The 2,787-nt window shown below is 63.6% G+C and carries 4 protein-coding genes; 3 read left to right on the forward strand and 1 reads right to left on the reverse strand.

Annotated features, from left to right (window positions below; genetic code table 11):
* On the forward strand, nt 1–411 hold a 411-nt coding region (locus EN969_RS25360; RefSeq protein ID WP_164758477.1), incomplete at its 5' end, for an EAL domain-containing protein.
* 1 nt (nt 412) lies between these two features.
* On the opposite strand, the gene EN969_RS25365 is transcribed toward EN969_RS25360, so the two are convergent.
* Nucleotides 413–1,102 carry a TlpA disulfide reductase family protein gene (locus EN969_RS25365; protein WP_063169085.1) on the reverse strand — a complete coding sequence of 230 codons (690 nt, stop codon included), beginning with the start codon at nt 1,100–1,102 and terminating at the stop codon, nt 413–415.
* A gap of 35 nt (nt 1,103–1,137) precedes the next feature.
* Between EN969_RS25365 and argH the strand changes: the two genes are divergently transcribed.
* Together argH and EN969_RS36265 are read left to right on the forward strand one after the other, a co-directional pair.
* The gene (gene argH / locus EN969_RS25370) at nt 1,138–2,538 is read left to right on the forward strand and encodes an argininosuccinate lyase (protein ID WP_127419492.1); all 1,401 of its coding nucleotides are present in this window, start codon (nt 1,138–1,140) and stop codon (nt 2,536–2,538) included.
* Between the two features lie 151 nt (nt 2,539–2,689).
* The coding region (locus EN969_RS36265; RefSeq protein ID WP_245467497.1) for a lipoprotein at nt 2,690–2,787 on the forward strand (98 nt) is incomplete at its 3' end.

Raw genomic sequence — 2,787 nt, forward strand, 5'->3', positions numbered from 1 at the left:
GTCAAGGCGCTGGGCGTGCGCGTGGCCATGGACGATTTTGGAACCGGCTATTCCTCGCTCTCCAACCTCCGCGCCTTCCCCTTCGACAAGATCAAGATCGATGGCTCCTTCATCAAGTCGGTCGACAAGAACGGCCAGGTCGCGGCGATCGTGCGCGCCGTCCTGGGACTTGGACGTGGTCTCGGCCTGCCGGTTCTGGCGGAGGGGGTCGAGACGCTCGGCGAACTGAAATTCCTGGACGCCGAAGCCTGCGAGATCGGCCAGGGCTATTATATCGGCAGGCCAGCTCTCATCGAAGAATTCGGCGAGCTGACCGGTGTCGTCGCACCCGCTGTCGGCAGCAAACCCGCTACCTTGCGCGACAGAAGCGTTCTGGCCTTCGCACCGGCACCTGCGCTAGCCACACGCTAGACTAGAGGCTCTCGGGCTTGAGTGCCGTCTCGACCAGCCGCCTGGCGTCCGGCCCCGACCATTCGGCCGGGCCGTTCATATGGGCGATCAGGCAGCCCTCGCCGTCGACCAGCATGGTGACAGGAAGGCCTAGCGCCAGGCCGCGCTTCTTGAGGTCGTTGAACAGCGCCATCGTCGAATCCCGGTAATAGCCAAGCGTCGCGACGCCGGTATCGCTGAGGAACTTCTTCGGCTTCACATCGTCGCCGGCATCGACATTGACGGCGATCACTTGAAAGGCGTCGCTGCCCTTTTCCTTCTGCAGCGCATCGAGCGCCGGCATTTCGGCACGGCACGGGGCGCACCATGTCGCCCACAGATTGAGCAGCACCGTCTTGCCGGCATGATCGGCAATCGTCATCGGCTTGCCGTCCGGACCGTTGAAGGCAAGGCTCTTCAGGGATTGTGGCGGATCGGCCGGCAAAAGTGCCGCGACCTCACCGGTGGCCGAAGCCGCGACCTTCTTGGCGCGGTCGCTCTTGGCCGCGCAGGCCACGTCGTCCTTGCTCTCACCCACGGCAGCTTGTGCCGGTGCATTGTTGCCAGACCGGCTCTCGCTGACATATACCGCGACCGCGCCCGCCAGCGCGCCCGCCACCAAGGCGGCGAGGATCAGGCGCGGGGCCGGGAAGAATCTACTACCGTCTGCCATTTTCTCAAAACTGCTCCGAAGCACGGGTTATAGCCATGAGCGATAAGAAAACCAGCAACCAGATGTGGGGCGGACGTTTTGCCTCGGGTCCGGCCGCCATCATGGAAGCGATCAACGCGTCTATCTCCTTCGACCGCAAACTCTATGCGCAGGACATCAAAGGCTCGATCGCCCATAGCGAGATGCTGGCGCAAACGGGCATTATTTCGGCGGCCGATCAAGAAAAAATCGCTGACGGGCTGAACACGATCCTGAGAGAGATCGAGGCCGGCAGCTTCGAGTTCTCGACGCGGCTCGAAGACATCCACATGAACATCGAGGCGCGCCTTGCCGATCTGATCGGCCCGGCGGCCGGCCGCCTGCACACCGCCCGCTCGCGCAACGATCAGGTCGCGGTCGATTTGCGGCTCTGGGTCAAGGAGGAGTGCTTTCGCGTCGCCGAGGCGTTGAAGGGGTTGATTGAGGCGCTGCTGGAGCGGGCCGAGGAGCATGCGGCGACCGTGATGCCGGGCTTCACCCATATGCAGGCGGCCCAGCCGGTGACCTTCGGCCATCACTGCATGGCCTATGTCGAGATGTTTTCGCGCGACCTGTCGCGTGTCCGCGATGCGATCGAACGCATGGACGAAAGCCCGCTCGGTGCCGCCGCACTTGCCGGCACCAGCTTCCCGATCGACCGCCACCGGACCGCCAAGGGGCTCGGCTTCCGCGAGCCGATGCGCAATTCGCTCGACAGCGTCTCGGATCGCGATTTCGCGCTCGAGTTCCTTGCCATGGCCGCGATCTGCGCCACGCATCTGTCGCGGCTGGCCGAAGAGATCATCATCTGGTCGACGCCGCAATTCGGCTTCGTCAGGCTGTCGGACTCGTTTTCCACCGGCTCGTCGATCATGCCGCAGAAGAAGAATCCCGATGCCGCCGAACTGGTGCGCGGCAAGACCGGCCGCGTCACCGGCCATCTGGTCGGCCTGCTGACGGTGATGAAGGGCATGCCTTTGACCTATGGCAAGGACATGCAGGAAGATAAGGAATCGGTATTCGACGCCGCCGAGACGCTCGACCTGATGCTGGCGGCGATGACCGGCATGGCCTCGGACATGACGGTCAACGCAGCCGCGATGAAGAAGGCCGCCGGCTCCGGCCACGCGACAGCAACCGACCTTGCCGACTGGCTGGTGCGCACGCTCGGCCTGCCGTTCCGAGAGGCGCATCATGTCACCGGCCGGGCGGTGGCGCTGGCCGAAGACAAGAAGGTGGGGCTGGAGAAGCTTTCGCTGGAGGATCTGCAGTCGATCGATCCCGGCATCACGGCCGACATATTCTCAGTGCTGGCGGTGCAGAACTCGGTCAAGAGCCGCACCAGTTTCGGCGGCACCGCGCCGTCGGAAGTGAGGAAGCAGATCCGCGCCTGGAAAAAGCGACTGGCGAAAGCGTAATGCCGGATGTTGCGCCAGCAATATCCCGGACATGCGACCAGCAATATCCGGACGTTGCGCCAGATATTGCGACGAGCAATATCTCGGGGTGCAATGCGCCGAGAACTCGGCTAAAAGCGGCGGCTGACAAACGTTTCGGACGGATGGATCGATGACCGGAAGCAGGATTTTGGTGACGCTGACGCTGCTGGTGGCGATCGCGGCCGTCTCGGCCTGCGGCAGGAGGGGCGGTCTCGACACGCCCTATGA

This window comes from Mesorhizobium sp. M7A.F.Ca.CA.003.01.2.1 (genome assembly GCF_003998945.1).
In the GTDB taxonomy this organism is placed as follows: domain Bacteria; phylum Pseudomonadota; class Alphaproteobacteria; order Rhizobiales; family Rhizobiaceae; genus Mesorhizobium; species Mesorhizobium ciceri.